The organism is Micromonospora sp. M51, from assembly GCF_018070305.1.
Classification (GTDB): Bacteria; Actinomycetota; Actinomycetes; order Mycobacteriales; family Micromonosporaceae; genus Micromonospora; species Micromonospora parva.
The window spans coordinates 1-1032 of sequence record NZ_JAGPXZ010001246.1 but is presented as its reverse complement, the minus strand read 5'-3'; the positions used below and the strand labels follow the sequence as shown (position 1 = coordinate 1032).

The 1032-nt window shown below is 76.2% G+C and carries 1 protein-coding gene; it reads right to left on the bottom strand.

From position 1 onward, the window contains the following. The coding region (locus KBX53_RS34015) for a hypothetical protein (RefSeq protein WP_210863932.1) at positions 1-1032 on the bottom strand (1032 nt) is incomplete at both ends.

Below are 1032 nucleotides of genomic sequence, written 5' to 3'. Positions count from 1 at the left end.
CAGGTGGCGGCGAACACCAGGCCCCGTACGTCGCCGGACGCACCGACCAGCCCGGCCCGAAGCAGGTGGCGCATCCGAGCGGTCGACGGCAGCGGCGCCTGCACCTCGGTGGCCTCCGCGGCGAACGTGGCGGCCACCGTCGCGTCGACCGGGCCGTACGCCCTCGTGTCCGGGTCGACGTGGTGGTAGCGGCCACGGCGGAACACCAGCGGCACCGCGACCGCGCGCTGCGGGTCGTCGCCGGGCCGCCACCCCACCAGCGGCCCCAGGTCCCGCCGCCACCACCGCTCCGGCAGCCGCACCTCCCGCAGGAACAGGCTGGACGCGCGGGTCACCGCGTGCACCGCCGCCCGGTCGTCCAGCGGCGCACGGCTGCGGTCGGCCGGCTCGTTGATCGGGCTGCCCATCCCCTCGGTGACCACCCGGAGCACCGAGGCCGCCCGTCCGTACCGGTCGAAGCCGGCCTCGCCGTCGGGAAGCGGAACCACACCGCCCGCACCGCCGGCGCCGATCACCCCGATCGACCGGCGGGCCGCCGCGGCGAGCACCGCGGCGTCGGCCTCCCGACGCCGATGCACGGCACCCAGCACCGCCGCGTCGGCCTCCTCGATCCGGATCTCCACCATTCGCAGCAACCGGGCCACATGCTGGTCCACCGCCGACCGGAGCTGACCGTTGACCAGCAGGTCCCAGCTGCCGTGGCTCTCCACCGCGCACGCCGACTCGGCCACCACCCAGTCCCGCTCGGCGACCAGCAGCAGCTCCCGCTCCCCCGACATCTCCGCCGGACCACCGTCGTTGCGTCGCAGTTGCCCACCGGCGCTGCGCAGCCACCACGCCCCGCCGGTGGAGGTGACAGCACTCCCCTGCGCCAACGAAATGATCTCGCGTCCCTGGAGGGTGGACGCCTGCCGGGGCGCCTGCCCGCGACGCAGCGCGTCAGCGACGGCGACCAGCACCAGATCCACCGCCGCCACCAGCTCCGTCGCGGCGACCCGCGCCCGCAGCGACGCCCCCTCGTCCGCCACCCGA